Origin of the sequence: Clostridium rectalis (assembly GCF_900626095.1) — a bacterium.
GTDB lineage: Bacteria > Bacillota > Clostridia > Clostridiales > Clostridiaceae > Clostridium_AS > Clostridium_AS rectalis.
In genome coordinates, this window is sequence record NZ_UYZZ01000004.1 from 37,517 (window position 1) to 50,661 (window position 13,145).

Annotated in this window: 15 protein-coding genes; 14 read left to right on the top strand and 1 reads right to left on the bottom strand. The window is 30.1% G+C overall.

The window, feature by feature from the left end:
- Nucleotides 1-42: 42 nt before the first annotated feature.
- Nucleotides 43-255, bottom strand: a complete 213-nt coding sequence (gene rpmE, locus EJL03_RS07405) for a 50S ribosomal protein L31 (protein ID WP_125153337.1) — start codon at nucleotides 253-255, stop codon at nucleotides 43-45.
- A 167-nt stretch (nucleotides 256-422) separates the two neighbouring features.
- Here rpmE and EJL03_RS07410 point away from each other — a divergent pair, with 167 nt between their 5' ends.
- The 14 genes from EJL03_RS07410 (at nucleotide 423) to EJL03_RS07475 (ending at nucleotide 12,479) form a co-directional block, all read left to right on the top strand.
- The gene (locus EJL03_RS07410) at nucleotides 423-1,013 is read left to right on the top strand and encodes a thymidine kinase (protein WP_125153338.1); all 591 of its coding nucleotides are present in this window, start codon (nucleotides 423-425) and stop codon (nucleotides 1,011-1,013) included.
- The gene (locus tag EJL03_RS07415; protein ID WP_125153339.1) at nucleotides 1,013-1,945 is read left to right on the top strand and encodes a DUF1385 domain-containing protein; all 933 of its coding nucleotides are present in this window, start codon (nucleotides 1,013-1,015) and stop codon (nucleotides 1,943-1,945) included. Before EJL03_RS07410 ends, EJL03_RS07415 begins: the two co-directional genes overlap by 1 nt.
- Before the next feature lie 4 nt (nucleotides 1,946-1,949).
- Complete coding sequence (gene prmC, locus EJL03_RS07420; protein ID WP_125153340.1) at nucleotides 1,950-2,819, top strand: peptide chain release factor N(5)-glutamine methyltransferase; 870 nt, start codon at nucleotides 1,950-1,952, stop codon at nucleotides 2,817-2,819.
- Between the two features lie 87 nt (nucleotides 2,820-2,906).
- Nucleotides 2,907-3,983 carry a peptide chain release factor 1 gene (prfA, locus tag EJL03_RS07425; RefSeq protein ID WP_125153341.1) on the top strand — a complete coding sequence of 359 codons (1,077 nt, stop codon included), beginning with the start codon at nucleotides 2,907-2,909 and terminating at the stop codon, nucleotides 3,981-3,983.
- Between the two features lie 36 nt (nucleotides 3,984-4,019).
- On the top strand, nucleotides 4,020-4,628 hold the full coding sequence (locus EJL03_RS07430; protein ID WP_125153342.1) for a hypothetical protein: 609 nt from the start codon (nucleotides 4,020-4,022) through the stop codon (nucleotides 4,626-4,628).
- Between the two features lie 59 nt (nucleotides 4,629-4,687).
- Nucleotides 4,688-5,407, top strand: a complete 720-nt coding sequence (locus EJL03_RS07435; RefSeq protein ID WP_206427352.1) for a ZIP family metal transporter — start codon at nucleotides 4,688-4,690, stop codon at nucleotides 5,405-5,407.
- Between the two features lie 25 nt (nucleotides 5,408-5,432).
- Nucleotides 5,433-6,485 (top strand): L-threonylcarbamoyladenylate synthase, encoded by a 1,053-nt coding sequence (locus tag EJL03_RS07440; RefSeq protein ID WP_125153343.1) that lies wholly within the window; start codon nucleotides 5,433-5,435, stop codon nucleotides 6,483-6,485.
- An 84-nt stretch (nucleotides 6,486-6,569) separates the two neighbouring features.
- Entirely contained in the window at nucleotides 6,570-7,025 is a 456-nt protein-coding gene (locus EJL03_RS07445) for a low molecular weight protein arginine phosphatase (RefSeq protein ID WP_125153344.1), read from the top strand.
- A 145-nt stretch (nucleotides 7,026-7,170) separates the two neighbouring features.
- Nucleotides 7,171-7,620 carry a ribose 5-phosphate isomerase B gene (gene rpiB / locus EJL03_RS07450; RefSeq protein WP_125153345.1) on the top strand — a complete coding sequence of 150 codons (450 nt, stop codon included), beginning with the start codon at nucleotides 7,171-7,173 and terminating at the stop codon, nucleotides 7,618-7,620.
- 75 nt (nucleotides 7,621-7,695) lie between these two features.
- A complete protein-coding gene (upp, locus tag EJL03_RS07455) occupies nucleotides 7,696-8,325 on the top strand; it encodes a uracil phosphoribosyltransferase (protein WP_125153346.1) in 630 nt (209 codons plus the stop codon).
- 128 nt (nucleotides 8,326-8,453) lie between these two features.
- Complete coding sequence (locus EJL03_RS07460; RefSeq protein ID WP_125153347.1) at nucleotides 8,454-8,942, top strand: deoxycytidylate deaminase; 489 nt, start codon at nucleotides 8,454-8,456, stop codon at nucleotides 8,940-8,942.
- 13 nt (nucleotides 8,943-8,955) lie between these two features.
- The gene (locus tag EJL03_RS07465; protein WP_125153614.1) at nucleotides 8,956-9,990 is read left to right on the top strand and encodes a glycosyltransferase family 4 protein; all 1,035 of its coding nucleotides are present in this window, start codon (nucleotides 8,956-8,958) and stop codon (nucleotides 9,988-9,990) included.
- Between the two features lie 25 nt (nucleotides 9,991-10,015).
- A complete protein-coding gene (gene wecB / locus EJL03_RS07470) occupies nucleotides 10,016-11,170 on the top strand; it encodes a non-hydrolyzing UDP-N-acetylglucosamine 2-epimerase (protein ID WP_125153348.1) in 1,155 nt (384 codons plus the stop codon).
- Nucleotides 11,171-11,300: 130 nt separating this feature from the next.
- Nucleotides 11,301-12,479, top strand: coding sequence for an acetyl-CoA C-acetyltransferase (locus tag EJL03_RS07475; RefSeq protein ID WP_125153349.1), 1,179 nt, complete (start codon nucleotides 11,301-11,303; stop codon nucleotides 12,477-12,479).
- Nucleotides 12,480-13,145: the final 666 nt, after the last annotated feature.

Below are 13,145 nucleotides of genomic sequence, written 5' to 3' on the forward strand. Positions count from 1 at the left end.
TTCGGGTTTATGTTTGAATATCATTAAAGTTAAGAACTTAAATTATTCTTCGTTAGTTAAGTTGAATTTTTTCATAAATCTTTCAACTCTTCCACCAGCGTCTACTATATTCTGCTTACCAGTGAAGAATGGATGGCATTTTGAGCATATTTCTACTTTTAGTTCTTTATTTGTAGAACCTGTTGTAAAAGTATTTCCACATGCACACTTAACTACCGCATCATGGTGGTATTCTGGATGTATGCCGTTTCTCATGTTTTTCACCTCTCTTAAGTTGTGGATATGTTATCCGAATTTTTAACTACTAAATTATAACACAGCTTTTCATAAATAGTCAACAAAATTTAAATATATGGCTTTTATATACCCTATATGTTTGATAAAATATATTTGTTTATAATAATTGAGGAGGAATTTTAATTATGTACGGACCTAAAAATCATGGTTGGATTGAAGCTATTGTTGGACCAATGTATAGTGGAAAGTCTGAGGAACTTATTCGTAGAGTTAGAAGAACTAAAATTGCAAAACAAAAAATACAAGTTTTTAAACCTAAGATTGACAATAGATTTAGTAAAATGGATGTGGTATCACATCAAGGAGAAAAGGAAGAAGCTATAGTAGTTGAAAATGCAGAGGAAATATTAAGGTTTATAGAAAATGATGTACAGGTAGTAGCTATAGATGAGGCACAATTTTTTGATGAAAATATTATTAAAGTTATAAATTATTTAGCTGATAATGAGAAAAGAGTTATATGTGCAGGACTTGACACAGATTTTAAGGGGGAACCTTTTGGGTACATGCCTAATATTATGGCCATTGCTGAGTTTGTTGATAAATTCCAGGCTATATGTATGGTATGTGGGAATCCAGCTACTAGAACTCAAAGGCTTATAGATGGAAAACCTGCTAATTACTACGAACCTGTAGTTCTTGTTGGAGCACAGGAGTCTTACGAGGCTAGATGTAGAAAATGCCATACAGTTCCTAAAAATAATGGGGTGAGATAATGAAAAAGAACTGTTCAGTTGGAGGGCAAGCAGTAATAGAAGGAGTAATGATGAGGGGAAGTAAAGGAATAGCTACTGCTGTAAGAAAGACATCAGGTGAAATAGTTGTAGAATTGGAGAGATTTACTCCTTACTCTAAAAGAAATATTTTTTTGGGTATACCTATAGTACGAGGATTTATAGCTTTAGTTGAGTCTTTGGTAATAGGAATAAAGACATTAAATTATTCTGCATCTTTCTTTGAAGAAGAAGAGGAAAAGGAATCTAAGTTTGACATATGGTTAAAGAATACCTTTAAAGACAAATTGGATACTGTAATAACAATAATTACTTTAATAGTTTCCTTTCTTTTTTCTATATTTTTATTTGTAGCAATTCCTACTATAACTGCTAACTTTTTTGTAAAAATTGGAATAGAAAACTCTATAGTGTTAAACATAATAGAGGGTTTAATAAGAGTAATTTTATTTTTAACATACATATATTTAATTGCTAAGATGGAGGATATAAATAGAGTGTTTCAATACCACGGTGCAGAGCATAAAACCATATTTTGTTACGAAAATCAGGAGGAGTTAATACCAGAAAAGGCTCAAAAATACTCTAGATTTCATCCTAGATGTGGGACTAATTTTTTATTCCTTGTAATGATAGTTAGTATAATATTATATTCATTAACAGGTTGGGATTCGCTTTTTCAAAGGCTTATGTATAGAATTTTGCTTTTACCAGTAGTATCGGGGGTTACTTATGAGTTAATAAAGTGGATTGGAAAAAGTAATAGTAAAATATCTAAAATAATTTCATATCCAGGGTTGATGCTTCAAAAGCTTACTACTAGAGAGCCTGATTTACAAGAATTGGAAGTGGCTATAAAGGCACTAAAGTCCGCGGAGGGTATTGAGGACAAAATTGTTAAAAATGAGGAATGATTATATGAAGAATTGTAGAAATTATACAATAGGGAAACTTTTAGAAGAGGGGATAATTGCCCTAAAGAGTGTGGGAATTGAAAGTTATATTTTAGATTGTCGTTTGTTATTAGGAAAAGTTATAGATAAAGATAATTTATTTATAATGCTTAATAGAGATTTTTTAGTTGAAGAAAAACAGGCAAAAGAGTATTTTAAATTTATTGAAATTAGAAAAGAAAAAATGCCTATAAAATATATACTAGGTAAATGTGAGTTTATGGGATTAGATTTTGAAGTTAAACAAGGGGTCTTAATTCCGAGGCCAGATACTGAAATTTTAGTTGAGGAAGCTATAAGTATTATAAAAGAAAAAAATTATAAAAATGTATGTGATGTATGTTGTGGCAGTGGTATAATAGGAATATCTATAGGGAAATTTGTGAATAATACAAAGATAGATTGCTTTGATATTTCTGACATAGCAGTAGAAACCACAGGTGTTAATTTAAAGTTACACAATTTAAATGATAGAGTTAACGTATTTAAAAGTGATTTATTAAATTATGCTATAGATAATCAAAAGAAATACGATATTATAGTATCTAACCCACCATATATAAGAGAAGAAGTAATACCAACCCTTATGGAAGATGTGAAAAAGTATGAACCATTTGAAGCATTAAGTGGAGGAAAAGATGGACTGTATTTTTATAAAAAAATATTAGAACAAAGTAAAAAAGTACTTAATAAAGATGGAAGAGTTATATTTGAAATAGGACATGATCAAAAAGAAGATGTGACAAAGTTATTACTAGAAAATGGATTTAAAAATATAATAAGCCTAAAAGATTTAGCAGGTTGGGATAGAGTGGTTGGAGCAATGTATAAGTAGATTTTTTAAATTATTAACATTGATTTATAAGAAAATCTTATGTTATAATTAATATTTGTTAAAATATATTAACGGAGTGAGAAATTTATGTTAGAAAGACTTAATTTTATAGAAAATAAATATGAAGAATTATCAATAAAAATTAGTGACCCTACAATTATGGCTAATCAAAAAGAATGGCAAAAACTATGTAAAGAACATTCAGATATGGAAGAAATGGTAAATAAGTTTAGAGAATTTAAAAAAGCTGAAGAAGATTTAGAAGCTGATAAGGAAATGCTTAAAGATGATTTAGAAAGAGAACTAAAGGAAATGGTTCAAGAAGAAATAAAAGAACTTTCAGTGAAGAGAGAAGAACTTGAACAAGAATTAAAGATATTACTTTTACCTAAAGATCCTAATGATGAAAAGAATGTATTTATTGAAATAAGAGCTGGTGCTGGTGGAGATGAAGCAGCATTATTTGCAGCTAATTTACTTAGAATGTATACTAGATATGCAGAAAGACATAATTGGAAAGTGGAGTCAGTAAGCGCTAATGAAACAGATATAGGCGGGTTTAAAGAAGTTGTATTCATGGTTAGAGGAGATAAAGTTTATAGTAAGTTAAAGTATGAAAGTGGAGTACACAGAGTACAAAGAGTACCGGATACAGAATCTAGTGGTAGAATACATACATCAACTGCCACGGTAGCAGTTTTACCAGAGGTTGAAGATGTTGATGTAGAGATTAATTCTAATGACTTAAGAATAGATGTTTTTAGAGCATCAGGACACGGTGGACAATGCGTAAATACAACAGATTCTGCTGTAAGAATAACTCATTTACCTACAGGACTTGTGGTAAGTTGCCAAGATGAGAAGTCTCAGTTAAAAAATAAAGAGAAAGCTATGAAGGTTTTAAAATCAAGATTATACGATAGATTGCAGGCTGAAAGAAGTGCTAATATAGCAGAGGATAGAAAAAGTCAGGTTGGAACTGGAGATAGAAGCGAAAGAATAAGAACTTATAATTATCCTCAGGGAAGAGTTACTGAACATAGAATAGGATTAACGCTATATAGATTAGAAGCATTCCTTGATGGGGATATTGATGAGGTCCTAGATGCATTAATAACTGCAGAACAAGCAGAAAAGATGAAAAATTTAGGATCAGAGTTATAATTTTATAATCTAATTGTATAGGAGAAGATGAAAAGTATGAATATAAATAAAGCCATTAAGAAGCAAAAAAAATCTTATAAAAGATTTATGCTATTAATGAGCTTTATTTTTTTCATACTGCCAATAATTTTAATAATTTCCAACAATATTAATATATTTTATATTTTATACCTTATTATTATAGAGTGTTTAGTTATAATAGCAATAATGGTTAAGAAAAATAACGAAGCATTAAATTTTCAATGTGACAATTATAAACTAAAAATTACATCAGGGCTTAAGAAAGATAAATTAAATATAATATGTAGTAAAGTTGAATTCGTTCATGTAGAAAATATAATAAGAAAATCTGATAAAGAAAAAGATTTTATAATAATACTTATAGCTTGTTCAACCTTTAGAAGTAAAAGAATGATACCTATGAATTATAAATTTTTAAAGAATCATCCATATGTGGCTTTTCATTATAATAAGATGAAGATATTAAATCCAGAAAATAAATATGCATTTTCTATAATTAAAAAAGGGAAAAATTATAAGTATGAACTTTTAGATTGTATATATAAAAGCTGTGTATACGCTACTTTTACAGAAGAGGCTATAGAAAAAATAAAAGATTATAGAGCATGTTTAATAAGAGAATAAGAATATTTATATATTTATAAAAATATTATCTATAGAGAGTAAAAAAAATAGGTGATAATTTGAATAATTTAATTTTCATGATTTTAATAGGTAGTGTAGTATCCCTTTCGGGAACAACATTAGGAGCTTTATTAGGATTAATAGTGAAGAATCCAACAAATAAAATTCTTGGAAGCTTAATAGGTTTTTCAGGGGGACTAATGCTTTCTATAGTGGTTTTTGATCTTATACCAGAGGCAATAAATACTTGGGGGGCTATTTATACAATTTTATTTTCTATACTAGGTATCTTTTTAGTTGCTTTAGTAGACAATAACATGAAAGACAATAAGGTGAATAAACATATAAAAATTGCATTAATAACAGCTATGGGACTTATGATACACAATTTCCCTGAGGGAATAATTATGGGATGTGGATTTGCTGCAGGTAGTAAACTAGGAATAAAAATGAGTATTCTTATTGCAATTCATGATGTGCCTGAGGGCATAGCTGTAGCAGCTCCTCTTATGGCATCAAAAATGAAGCCTTTGAAAATACTTTTATATACTGTGGCAACAGCATTGCCTACGGTATTAGGTACATTAATTGGAGGATATATTGGTAATTTATCCAATAATGCATTGGGAATAAGCCTATCCTTTGCATCAGGTATAATGCTTTATGTGGTATGCGGAGAAATGATACCAGAATCATCAAAACTCTGGGATGGTATATGTAGTACAATAGGAGTACTAGCAGGAGTTATGTGTGGTTTAATATTAATACAACTCATATAAACATATATGTAAGGGAGATGTAAATTTGAATACAAAAGTTGCTATTTTAGATGAACATAATTTGGATAAAAATGTATTAGAAGAATGTGGATATATATTAAGAGACGGAGGACTTGTAGCTTTTCCTACAGAGACTGTTTATGGTTTAGGGGCCAACGCTTTAGATGGGCAAGCTGTAATAAAAATATTTGAAGCGAAGGGGAGACCACAGGATAACCCATTAATAGTTCATATATCTCAAATAGAAGAAATTGAGAAATTAGTTATAAATATACCAGATATAGCTAAAAAATTAATGGATAAGTTTTGGCCAGGACCTATGACTATAATTTTACCTAAAAAAGATATTATACCTGATGAAACTAGTGCAGGATTAGATAGTGTTGGAATAAGAATGCCATCTAATGTGATAGCAAGAGAGCTTATAAAAGAAGCAGGAGTTCCCTTAGCGGCGCCATCTGCCAATATATCAGGAAGACCTAGTCCTACAGATATAGAAAGATGTATAGAAGATTTATTTGGCAAAATTGATTATATAATAGGGGGAGAAAAATGTAATGTTGGGGTAGAATCTACAGTAATTGATTGTACAGTTTATCCACCATGTATATTGAGACCAGGTGGAATAACTTTAGAAATGTTAAAAAATGTGGATGCTAATATATATATAGATCCTGCTATTATGCAAAAGCCCAATAAAGATATTTTGCCTAAGGCCCCTGGTATGAAATACAGACATTATGCTCCAAAAGCTTCTGTAAAGATTATACAAGGGGATGTAGATAGAGTAGCAGAGAAAATAAATAGTATGATAGATGAGTATAAAAACTTTGGTAAAAAAGTAGGAGTAATGGCTACGGATGAAACAATAAATAGATATAAAAATGCATTAACTATGTCTTTAGGAAGTAGAAATAGTATTGAAACAGTTGCCCAAAATTTATTTGAAACTCTAAGGAGTTTAGATGATAAAGGGGTGGATGTAATAATTTCAGAAGCTTTTGAGGAAAAAGGGATAGGTATTGCCATTATGAATAGACTAAAAAAATCAGCTGGTTTTAATATATTAAAGGTGTAACTTTATTAAATTATAGTTGACATATAATATTTAGTAAGTTAGAATATTTTACTGATAGTTAGTAAATATTTTATGGAGGTGGCTATGAATATATTATTTGTTTGTACAGGAAATACTTGTAGAAGTTGTATGGCAGAATCTATATTTAATCTGTTATCAAAAGATGATACTTTTTTTGCAAAGTCTGCAGGCATAGCCATTGTAGAAGGAAGTACAACCTCTATAAATTCAAGTAAAGTTTTAAATGAAAAATTGAATTTAGATATTAGCAAAAGAAAAGCTGTTCAATTAAATAGACAATTAACCCATGATAGTGATTTAATTATTACTATGACAGCTTATATTAGGGATGTTTTAGTTGAAAATTTTCCAGAAAGTAAAAGAAAAATACATTCTTTAAATGACTACGTCGGCATTAAAGGGGAGATTATAGACCCTTATGGCGGCACAGTTTCTGTTTATGAAGATACATTTAAACAATTAAAAAGTGGTATTTTATTATTATTAAATAAATTAAGAGAAGATAAAAGTGTTCAATAAGAATACTCATATCTTCTTTTTTTGCAAACAAATTAAGGTAAATATTTATATGTATTCTCTATTTTAAAATATAAATAAAAGAAAGAGAAATAAGGGAATACTAATATAATTAAAATATGGGAAAGTTTTTTGGAGGTGTATTATATTGAAGATTGCATTAGGTAGTGATCATGCAGGATTACCATTAAAAGAGGAGATAATTAAACACCTGGGGGATAAGGGTATACAGCTTGAAGACTTTGGTACTTTTACTAAGGAGTCTTGTGATTATCCTGATTATGCTATGAAGGTAGCAGAAAAGGTAGCTTTAAAGGAATTTGACTTTGGAATTTTAGTTTGTGGAACAGGAATAGGCATAAGTATTGCAGCAAACAAGGTTAAGGGAATAAGAGCAGCACTTTGTAGTGATACATTTAGTGCCCATGCTTGTAGAGAACATAATAATGCTAATATACTTGCATTAGGTCAGAGAGTTGTTGGGGCAGGTTTAGCATTAGATATAGTAGATACATTTTTAAATGCTAAGTTTGAAGGTGGAAGACATCAAGGAAGAATAGATAAAATTGCTACGATAGAAGGAAACTATTCTAAATAAAAGTGTTTAATTTTTATAATAAATAATTTATATAAAACTATTAAATTTATTTCATATTTTGGGAGGAAGTTTATAATGAGTAGAGTAACACAAATAGCACATCCATTAATATTACACAAATTAGCATTAATAAGAGACAAAAATACAGGTTCAAAAGATTTTAGAGAATTAGTTGAAGAAGTAGCTATGCTTATGGCTTATGAAGTTACTAGAGACTTACAATTGCAAGAGGTTGAAATTGAAACTCCTATATGTAAGGCTAAATGCAAAATGTTAGCTGGTAAAAAGGTCGCTATAGTACCTATTTTAAGAGCTGGTCTTGGAATGGTTGATGGAATGTTAAAGCTTATACCTGCAGCAAAGGTAGGACACATAGGGTTATATAGGGATGAAAAAACTTTAAAACCAGTTGAATATTTTTGCAAACTTCCACAAGATATTGGGGAAAGAGATGTAATAGTAACAGATCCAATGCTTGCAACTGGAGGATCAGCTGCAGATGCCATAACACTACTTAAGAATAAGGGAGCAAAACATATAAGGCTTATGTGTCTTATATCTGCACCAGAGGGAATAAAAGCTGTTATGGATGCCCATCCAGACGTGGATATATATGTTGGATCTATAGATGAAAAATTAAGTGAAGACGGATATATTTTACCAGGTCTTGGTGATGCAGGAGATAGACTATACGGTACTAAGTAAGATAAAAACAGTCGACTACTTTAAGTCGACTGTTTTTAAACTTTTATACTTATACTTTTAATTATCCGTTTTTTAGTATAGAATATACATAGTTATATGAAAAGGTTATTATATGATTTGGAGGAAGTATGAGTAGAATAGATAAAGAAAATTATTATTTAGACATTTGTGAAACCATATTAGAAAGAGGTACTTGTTTAAGAAGAAATTTTGCGGCAATAATAGTAAAAAATGACGAGATAATATCAACTGGATATTCAGGCTCACCTAGGGGAAGAAAAAATTGTTGTGACATAGGTAAATGTAGAAGAGAAGAATTAAATGTTCCAAGAGGTACTAGGTATGAGTTATGTAGGTCTGTTCATGCAGAGCAAAATGCTATTATTTCTGCAAGAAGACAGGATATGATAGGGGCGACATTATATTTAGTAGGTAAAGAGCAGAATACTTTACAATTTGTTAAGAATGCAGCACCATGTTCTTTATGTAAAAGATTTATTATTAATTCAGGAATAGATAAAGTAGTAATAAGAGATACAAAAGAAAAATATAGAGAAATACCTGTTAGTGAATGGATAGAAAATGATGATTCACTTTCTGGTGATGGATCATATTAATGGAGAGATGGTTATGAACAATTTATTTTTGGTAGTTGTTTTTTCTACAATTCTTTCGTTTTTACTTACTCCACTGGTAAAAAAATTAGCAGTTAAAATAGGTGCCATTGATGTACCTAAGGATAAACGAAGAGTACATAAAAAACCTATACCTTTATTAGGTGGGTTATCTATATATATTGCATTTATAGTAACTGTTATATGTAAAAGTGGCCCCTTAATGAATTCCGAAAAGGGAATTATAATTGGTGCTACTATAATTGTAATAGGCGGTTTTTTAGATGATAAATATGAACTAAGTCCTTTAGTAAAATTAATGTTTCAGGTAGGTTCTGCAGTAGTACTAATATTTTTTGGGGTAACAATAAAAAATATTACAAATCCATTACCAGATGCAGCCCAATGGCTAAGTATAGGTGGATTTTCCATACCATTGACTATAATATGGGTAGTTGGTATAACAAATGCTATAAATCTAATAGACGGTTTAGATGGACTTGCAGCTGGAATAGCACTTATATCATCGGTGACAATTCTTATAATTGCTTTATTAAAAATTGATACTAGGCTTGAGGCTGCTTTTTTAACCTGTGCATTAAGTGGAGCTATTTTGGGCTTTTTACCTTATAATTTTAATCCTGCATCTATATTTATGGGAGATACAGGGGCTCAACTACTAGGTTTTTTATTAGCAGCTATATCTATAGAGGGAACTATAAAGTCTGCAGCGGCAGTGGCAATTTCTGTACCCATTTTGGCATTAGGATTACCTATTTATGACACACTTTTTGCTATGATCAGGAGAAAAATAAATGGTAAACCTATAATGCAAGCAGATAGAGGACATCTGCATCATAGATTATTAGATATGGGTTTAACCCAAAAACAAGCAGTTATAATTATGTATCTTATAAGTGCAGTATTAGGCAGTTTAGCTATACTTGCAATGCAGGTAAGTAGCCAGAGTTCTTATTTTTTACTGGCCATAGTTATGATTATACTTGTGCTTGGCGCTTGGAAATGTGGTTTTTTTAAGCACAGAGATTAGCTATTATTAATTTGGAGGGAAAAGAATGGATAAATTAAAGGTTATAACCATATTTGGGACTAGGCCTGAGGCTATAAAAATGGCTCCTTTGGTTAAAGAATTAGAAAGAAGAGAGGAAATAGAAAGTAAGGTTTGTGTAACAGCACAGCATAGACAAATGTTAGATCAAGTTTTAGAACTTTTCAATATTACTCCAGACTTTGATTTAAATATTATGAAAGATAAACAAAGTCTAACTGGCATAACTACTAAGGTATTAACAGGATTAAAGGAGATTTTTGAAGGAGAAAAACCAAACCTTATTTTAGTACATGGAGACACAACAACAACTTTTGCAGGAGCGTTAGCGGGATTTTATCAACAAACTAAAGTAGGACATGTAGAGGCTGGGCTTAGAACATTTGATAAATATTTTCCATTCCCAGAAGAAATGAATAGAAGGCTTACAGGGGCAATTGCTGATTTGCATTTTGCTCCTACAATAGGATCTAAAGAAAATTTATTAAAAGAGGGCATAAATGAGGAAGATATATTTATTACAGGAAATACTGTAATAGATGCAATGAATGTTACTGTGGATGAAGATTATAAATTTGAAAATGAAAAGTTGAATTCTATAGATTATAAAAATAAAAAAGTAATAATGGTAACAGCTCACAGAAGAGAAAATTGGGGAGAAGGAATAGAAAATATTTGTAAAGCTTTAAAAGAAATAGTGGAAAAAAATCAAGAAGTAGAATTGGTATATTTAGTACACCTAAATCCTGTTGTAAAAGATGTGGTACATAAATATTTAGAGGGTATAGATAGAGTACATTTATTATCGCCATTAGACACAAAAGAGACTCATAATTTAATGGATAAATGCTTTATGGTTATGACAGATTCAGGTGGACTTCAGGAAGAGGCCCCTCATCTTGGAAAACCTGTACTTGTATTAAGGAATGTTACGGAAAGACCAGAAGCTGTAAAATATGGAACTGTAAAGCTTGTGGGAACTGATATTTCAAAAATTGTAAGTTCTGCTAATGAATTAATTAACAATAAAAATGAATATGAAAAGATGAGTAAAGCTATTAACCCTTATGGCGATGGAATGGCTTCTAAGAGAGTAGTTCAGGCTATACTTTACTACTATAAACGATTAAATAATAGACCAGAAGAATTTAAAATTATATAAAGTTTGTGTTTTTTTTAACAAAATCTATTGATAAATAGTTAAAATATGAGTATAATTAAATTGTTGACAGAAAATTTTTAAATTGTATATAAAAAACGCAAAATATAAAATATTAGGAGGGTTTATAAAAATGAGAGAAGTTGTTATTGCAAGCGCAGTTAGAACTGCAGTAGGTTCATTTGGTGGAGTATTAAAGGATGTACCTGCCGTTGATTTAGGTGCTACTGTTATAAAAGAGGCTATAAACAGAGCAGGAATAAAACCAGAACAGGTACAAGAAGTTATATTAGGAAATGTTCTTCAAGCAGGACTTGGACAAAACCCAGCTAGACAAGCTGTTATAAAAGCAGGACTTCCACAGGAAGTACCAGCATTTACAATAAATAAAGTTTGTGGTTCAGGTTTAAGAGCTGTAAGTTTAGCATGTCAAATGATAAAAGCAGGAGATGCTGATGTAATTATAGCAGGTGGTATGGAAAACATGTCAAGAGCTCCATATGTATTAAATAATGCTAGATGGGGACAGAGAATGGGAAATGGTCAGATGGTTGATGAAATGATAACAGATGGTCTATGGGATGCATTTAATCAGTACCATATGGGAATAACTGCAGAAAACATAGCAGAAAGATGGGGAATAACTAGAGAAATGCAAGATGAGTTCTCAGCATCATCACAAAACAAGGCTGAAGAAGCTGTTAAATCCGGAAGATTTAAGGATGAAATAGTTCCAGTTGTTATTCCACAGAGAAAAGGAGATCCAAAAGTAGTTGATACTGATGAATTCCCAAGATTTGGAACAACTAAGGAAAAATTAGCTAAGTTGAGACCAGCTTTCAAAAAAGATGGTACAGTTACAGCTGGTAATGCTTCAGGTATCAATGATGGTGCTGCAGCATTAGTTATAATGAGTGCTGAAAAAGCTGAAGAATTAGGAATAAAGCCGTTAGTAAAAATTGTGTCTTATGGTTCAGCAGGATTAGATCCAGCTATCATGGGATATGGTCCATTCCACGCAACAAAAGTTGCTTTAGAAAAAGTAAACTTAAAAGTAGAAGATTTAGATTTAATTGAAGCTAACGAAGCTTTTGCAGCTCAGAGTTTAGCAGTTGCTAAAGACCTTAACTTTGATATGTCAAAAGTTAATGTTAACGGAGGAGCTATAGCTTTAGGTCACCCAATTGGTGCTTCAGGAGCTAGAATATTAGTATCTCTTTTACATGAAATGGAAAAGAGAGATGCTAAAAAAGGTTTAGCTACACTTTGTATAGGTGGCGGAATGGGAACTGCTCTTGTAGTTGAAAGATAATAAATATAGATTATATATAAAAAAGTAGGAAGTTAATTTCCTACTTTTTTTTGTTGTAAGTACAAAATAATACAATTGTTAACATTTCTTAAATTTACACACCCAATTCATATTAAAGGTTGTATCATTATAAATTTCATATTACCACAATATAAGTTTATTTCCATAATATAAAATATAAATTTTTAGGCTAGTAGGTATAATAAGATAAAATATGTAAAACCTATTTATAAATGCAGAGTAACTCTTAATAAAAAACAGAAAAAGGTTAAGCGTATAATTAAATATCAAATTTTTTTCAAAAAAAGTTGCAATATATAAAAAAATAAAATTCATTTTTCTAAAAAAATATTTTGGTGTTATCGATTTCTAAAATTGAATTAAGATTTATAACGAGTATTTGTGATTGTAGTGATTATATAAACATAAGTAATTTATTAAATAATTGAGAAGATTCTCTAAAAATTATTTAATTGACCAAAGAATTTTATTATATTCATGAAATGAGAAAAGCAAATAAATACTAAGATATCTAGAAAAAAGTAGGTATAATTTAAATTAAATAAAGAAAAATAGTATTAAACAAATATATTTACCTGTTTTTTAAAGTTTGAATATAAATTTTTCAAATATATAATTTATACATATTTAAATTATAAATTTTAT

Bases quoted from the DNA above. Each gene is read 5' to 3' on its own strand.
- prfA (WP_125153341.1), top strand. From the start codon at position 2,907: ATGTTAGAAAGACTTAATTTTATAGAAAATAAATATGAAGAATTATCA.
- rpmE (WP_125153337.1), bottom strand. From the start codon at position 255: ATGAGAAACGGCATACATCCAGAATACCACCATGATGCGGTAGTTAAG.
- EJL03_RS07410 (WP_125153338.1), top strand. From the start codon at position 423: ATGTACGGACCTAAAAATCATGGTTGGATTGAAGCTATTGTTGGACCA.
- EJL03_RS07445 (WP_125153344.1), top strand. From the start codon at position 6,570: ATGAATATATTATTTGTTTGTACAGGAAATACTTGTAGAAGTTGTATG.
- prmC (WP_125153340.1), top strand. From the start codon at position 1,950: ATGAAGAATTGTAGAAATTATACAATAGGGAAACTTTTAGAAGAGGGG.
- EJL03_RS07430 (WP_125153342.1), top strand. From the start codon at position 4,020: ATGAATATAAATAAAGCCATTAAGAAGCAAAAAAAATCTTATAAAAGA.
- EJL03_RS07460 (WP_125153347.1), top strand. From the start codon at position 8,454: ATGAGTAGAATAGATAAAGAAAATTATTATTTAGACATTTGTGAAACC.
- EJL03_RS07415 (WP_125153339.1), top strand. From the start codon at position 1,013: ATGAAAAAGAACTGTTCAGTTGGAGGGCAAGCAGTAATAGAAGGAGTA.
- wecB (WP_125153348.1), top strand. From the start codon at position 10,016: ATGGATAAATTAAAGGTTATAACCATATTTGGGACTAGGCCTGAGGCT.
- EJL03_RS07475 (WP_125153349.1), top strand. From the start codon at position 11,301: ATGAGAGAAGTTGTTATTGCAAGCGCAGTTAGAACTGCAGTAGGTTCA.
- EJL03_RS07465 (WP_125153614.1), top strand. From the start codon at position 8,956: ATGAACAATTTATTTTTGGTAGTTGTTTTTTCTACAATTCTTTCGTTT.
- upp (WP_125153346.1), top strand. From the start codon at position 7,696: ATGAGTAGAGTAACACAAATAGCACATCCATTAATATTACACAAATTA.